Source organism: Shewanella sp. A22 (assembly GCF_053850585.1).
The window spans coordinates 1-4,218 of sequence record NZ_JBSQBN010000200.1; the positions used below are offsets into that span (position 1 = coordinate 1).

6 protein-coding genes are annotated in these 4,218 nt (G+C 42.7%); 3 read left to right on the forward strand and 3 right to left on the reverse strand.

Going from position 1 to position 4,218, the window contains the following annotated elements; translation table 11 throughout:
- Positions 1-160: 160 nt before the first annotated feature.
- From rpmG to radC, 3 genes are all read right to left on the reverse strand, one after another.
- Positions 161-334, reverse strand: coding sequence for a 50S ribosomal protein L33 (gene rpmG, locus ACWXWT_RS19995; RefSeq protein WP_055025224.1), 174 nt, complete (start codon positions 332-334; stop codon positions 161-163).
- A gap of 6 nt (positions 335-340) precedes the next feature.
- Positions 341-577, reverse strand: coding sequence for a 50S ribosomal protein L28 (gene rpmB / locus ACWXWT_RS20000; RefSeq protein ID WP_055025225.1), 237 nt, complete (start codon positions 575-577; stop codon positions 341-343).
- A gap of 122 nt (positions 578-699) precedes the next feature.
- Positions 700-1,377 (reverse strand): RadC family protein, encoded by a 678-nt coding sequence (radC, locus tag ACWXWT_RS20005; protein ID WP_456043325.1) that lies wholly within the window; start codon positions 1,375-1,377, stop codon positions 700-702.
- A 192-nt stretch (positions 1,378-1,569) separates the two neighbouring features.
- Between radC and coaBC the strand changes: the two genes are divergently transcribed.
- From coaBC to slmA, 3 genes are read left to right on the forward strand one after another with little or no spacing between them, the layout of a single operon-like run.
- The gene (gene coaBC / locus ACWXWT_RS20010) at positions 1,570-2,766 is read left to right on the forward strand and encodes a bifunctional phosphopantothenoylcysteine decarboxylase/phosphopantothenate--cysteine ligase CoaBC (protein ID WP_456043328.1); all 1,197 of its coding nucleotides are present in this window, start codon (positions 1,570-1,572) and stop codon (positions 2,764-2,766) included.
- On the forward strand, positions 2,763-3,221 hold the full coding sequence (gene dut, locus ACWXWT_RS20015) for a dUTP diphosphatase (protein ID WP_456043326.1): 459 nt from the start codon (positions 2,763-2,765) through the stop codon (positions 3,219-3,221). Before coaBC ends, dut begins: the two co-directional genes overlap by 4 nt.
- Before the next feature lie 35 nt (positions 3,222-3,256).
- The gene (slmA, locus tag ACWXWT_RS20020; protein ID WP_456043327.1) at positions 3,257-3,850 is read left to right on the forward strand and encodes a nucleoid occlusion factor SlmA; all 594 of its coding nucleotides are present in this window, start codon (positions 3,257-3,259) and stop codon (positions 3,848-3,850) included.
- Positions 3,851-4,218 lie beyond the last annotated feature (368 nt).

Here is a 4,218-nt window from a genome sequence, read left to right on the forward strand (position 1 = left end):
AAGGGCTTCAGAGAGTTCCATAAAAAAATCCGATAATAAAGATTATCGGATTTTCGCAGACTGAAAAGATCGGTCAACCGATCTGTTCAGATTTTATAGCATTACCGCTTAACTGATCGGCATTACCAATTAAGGGGCTTTTTTAAGAATCAAAAATCAATTACTTGATTTTAGCTTCTTTATAAATAACGTGCTGACGAATAACTGGATCAAATTTCTTGATTTCCATTTTCTCAGGCATGTTACGCTTGTTCTTTTCAGTAGTGTAGAAGTGACCAGTTTTAGCACTAGATACTAATTTGATCTTCTCACGATTACCTTTAGATTTAGCCATTTTCTATTATACCTTCTCGCCACGGGCACGAAGTTCTTTAACAACAACTTCAATACCTTTCTTATCGATAATACGGATACCTTTAGTAGATACACGTAGTTGTACGAAGCGTTTTTCTTCTTCTAACCAAAAACGGTGGTTTTGTAGGTTAGGTAAAAAACGACGACGAGTCGAATTTTTAGCGTGCGAACGGTTGTTACCAACCATTGGCTTCTTGCCAGTTACTTGGCATACTCTTGACATGTCAATCTTCTCCAAAAACAAATTTTTAACGCTCGAGCATTAATGTGCCTCGTATGGCCGTCGCCCGAGGCACAAAGAGGGCGCATTTTATACACGATTGACCATAGAAGATCAAGCAGTGTTTATATAATCCATCCTCGCTCGGCAAAGGAGACTATCTCCTGATCACCTACAACCATATGATCTAACAAAGAAACATCTATGGTTGCCAATGCATTTTTTATTCGCTCAGTTATTCGCCGATCAGCCTGACTTGGCTCTGCAATGCCAGACGGGTGATTGTGACACACTATCACCGCAGCTGCTTTTTTCTCCAACACAAGGCTTACAACCTCGCGAGGATAAACAGAAGCGGAATCGATGGTACCACGAAATAATTCTACAAATTGAATGACTCTATGTTGGGTATCCAACAATAGTAAGGCGAACACTTCATAGGATCGGTCTGCTAATTGTCTCATTAAATAGTCCCGAGTTAAATCAGGATTTGTCAAAATTTGTCCTCTTTGTAGATTTTCGTGAGCAATTCGCTTAGAAATTTCAGCTGCGGCTTGTAATTGAGCATATTTTACTGGCCCAACACCGGCTAATTTACATACTTGAGCTTTTGAGGCTGCAAGTAAACTGCGCAAACCGCCAAATTGATTTATCATCTCTCGAGCCAAATCCACCGCATTTTGCCCTGCCAAACCATTTCGTAATAACACAGCGAGCAATTCAGCATCAGAAAGGTGTCCTGCACCTTTGAGCAATAATTTCTCTCTCGGCCCTTCTCCTTGAGGCCAATCTTTAATTCCCATGAATGTCCCTTATATTCAATGTAACGATCTCAACCGCGACAACATTAGCAAATAATGAGTTGCAGCCTATTTCAAAAATAACGTTCGAATTGATTACACAGTATGGTTGATATTTTTGAGATTGGATCTACGCAACTTGCCACAGGTTTGTGATATTGTTAGCCGCAATTACATTTAAGTCGGATAATGTGCATCATGCTGACAAATAAAAAAGTATTACTCGGAATTGCTGGCGGCATAGCCGCATATAAAAGTGCAGATTTGATCCGCCGCTTAAAAGAGCGTGGGGCCGATGTGCGCGTTATTATGAGCCAAAGTGCTATGGAATTTATTACACCACTTACTATACAAGCACTCTCAGGCCATCCTGTTGCATCAGACTTGCTTGATCCAGCTGCAGAAGCTGCAATGGGTCATATTGAGCTAGCACGTTGGGCTGACGTTGTTCTACTCGCCCCAGCTACGGCTAACTTAATGGCGCGTATTAATGCCGGTATGGCAGATGAACTGCTCACCACCACTTGCTTAGCCACCAGTGCTCCAATCATTGTGTGCCCAGCGATGAATCAACAAATGTACCAAAACATCGCCACCCAAGAAAACATGGTGAATTTAGCCCGCAAAGGTCTTGTGATTTGGCAACCGGCCTCAGGCAACCAAGCTTGCGGTGAAATTGGTCCAGGCCGTATGCAGGAACCAGTCGCCATTGCCGAGCAGCTCGTCCAATTTTTTGCACCTAAAACACTCAATGGTCATCATTTACTAATCACTGCAGGCCCAACACGGGAAGCAATCGATCCTGTACGTTACATCTCTAACCACAGCTCTGGTAAAATGGGTTTTGCCTTAGCCCAAGCAGCGGCAGAGATGGGCGCCAACGTAACATTAGTGTCTGGCCCAGTTAATTTAACCACACCAACAGGCGTCACCCGTATTGATGTTGATTCAGCTCAACAAATGTTAGATGCCGTGATGAAACACGTAGACCAAAATGACATTTTTATTGGTTGCGCCGCAGTGGCAGATTATCGAATTGCCGATGTTGCCCAACAAAAAATCAAAAAGTCAGCGGAAAAAATGCAGCTTGCACTAGTGCGTAATCCTGATATCTTAGCCGCGGTAGCTCAGCACACTATCCGACCTTTCACTGTCGGTTTTGCGGCTGAAACGAACGATGTAGAGCAATACGCTCGCGGTAAACTACAACGCAAAAAGCTTGATATGATTGCCGCTAACAATGTCTCTATTCAAGGCTTAGGCTTTAATGCCGATAGCAATGCATTACAGGTTTTTTGGCAAGACGGCAGCCAACAACTGCCCGCAACAGATAAACTCACTCTGGCGCGCCAATTACTCACATTGATAGAACAACAACTAAAAAAATCATGAAAACACCCATTGAACTAAAAATTCTCGACTCGCGTATTGGCAGTGAATTTCCATTGCCAGCCTATGCTACTCCCGGTAGTGCAGGCATGGACTTACGTGCTATGACCGACACCACCATGGTTATAGAACCAGGCCAAACCGTATTAATTCCAACCGGCATCGCCGTTCATGTGGCCGACCCAAGCCTTGCAGCAGTTATTTTACCGAGATCAGGCATGGGCCATAAGCATGGCATCGTACTGGGTAACTTAGTGGGCTTAATTGACTCTGATTACCAAGGCCAATTAATGGTGTCATGCTGGAACCGAAGTGATAAGCCATTCACGCTCGAAATAGGCGACCGTTTAGCCCAATTGATGTTTGTACCCGTTGTACAAGCCAAATTTACCTTAGTGGATGAGTTTAATAGCTCAGATCGTGGAGAAGGCGGATTTGGTCACTCAGGCACCAAATAACCTCACCAAGTTGTCACTGAGTCAAGGAACCCATAATGGCTGAAAGCCCTAAAATAAACCGTCGTGAGCATATTTTACAATGCTTGGCACAAATGCTCGAAACCAGTCCAGGCCAACGCATTACCACCGCAAAGCTAGCTGCTGAAGTGGGTGTTTCGGAAGCGGCATTGTATCGTCATTTTCCGAGTAAAGCGCGAATGTTCGAAGGCTTAATTGAATTTATAGAAGATGCGATATTGTCACGTCTAAATATCATCATGGATGAAGAAAAAGACACGATGATCCGCTGCCAATTAGTGTTACAACTTTTATTGGTTTTTTCTGAACGTAATCCAGGTATTTCTCGAATACTAAATGGCGATGCATTACTCGGTGAAAATGAACGCTTACGCAGTAGAATTGGCGCATTATTTGCCAAAGTAGAAACCCAAATAAAGCAAATTCTACGTGAAAAAACCTTACGCGAAGGCGTAGGTTTTAACATTGAAGAAGCCATACTAGCCAACTTATTGCTCGCCTTTGTCGAAGGGCGTATTTCACAATTTGTCCGCAGCGAGTTTCAACAAAAGCCGACACAGCACTTTGATGAACAATGGACCTTCATTCAGCAACAATTGTTAAGAAGCTAAACTATTTAGGGCTGTATGAAATTGTCATATGGCCCTATATCTTACATCATCTAAAGATCATATCAGCTTAATTTAACTGAATAATTAACCTGCAACTGTTGCACATAAACACACCCATTTCAAAAAATACGGAGAAAATAAGGACATGGTTTCTACAATAATGATAACCGTGCCGAGTATTATACCAATCTCATTAAATATCTGGTCAGTTCAGATTCTGGCGGGTTTCAAAGTCCTTTAAGCTTCGTTAGATGCTTTCAAAATACGACTGCATGGTCTATTTTTTTCCATAAAAAATAACACATTCCCACCATCCATGGCGGTCAGATGCTGGAGGTAGAGTAACGCAGGAGCTTGTTACCGAGGAT

Coding starts and splice junctions, on each gene's coding strand:
- rpmG (WP_055025224.1), bottom strand. CDS start 334: ATGGCTAAATCTAAAGGTAATCGTGAGAAGATCAAATTAGTATCTAGT.
- rpmB (WP_055025225.1), bottom strand. CDS start 577: ATGTCAAGAGTATGCCAAGTAACTGGCAAGAAGCCAATGGTTGGTAAC.
- radC (WP_456043325.1), bottom strand. CDS start 1,377: ATGGGAATTAAAGATTGGCCTCAAGGAGAAGGGCCGAGAGAGAAATTA.
- dut (WP_456043326.1), top strand. CDS start 2,763: ATGAAAACACCCATTGAACTAAAAATTCTCGACTCGCGTATTGGCAGT.
- slmA (WP_456043327.1), top strand. CDS start 3,257: ATGGCTGAAAGCCCTAAAATAAACCGTCGTGAGCATATTTTACAATGC.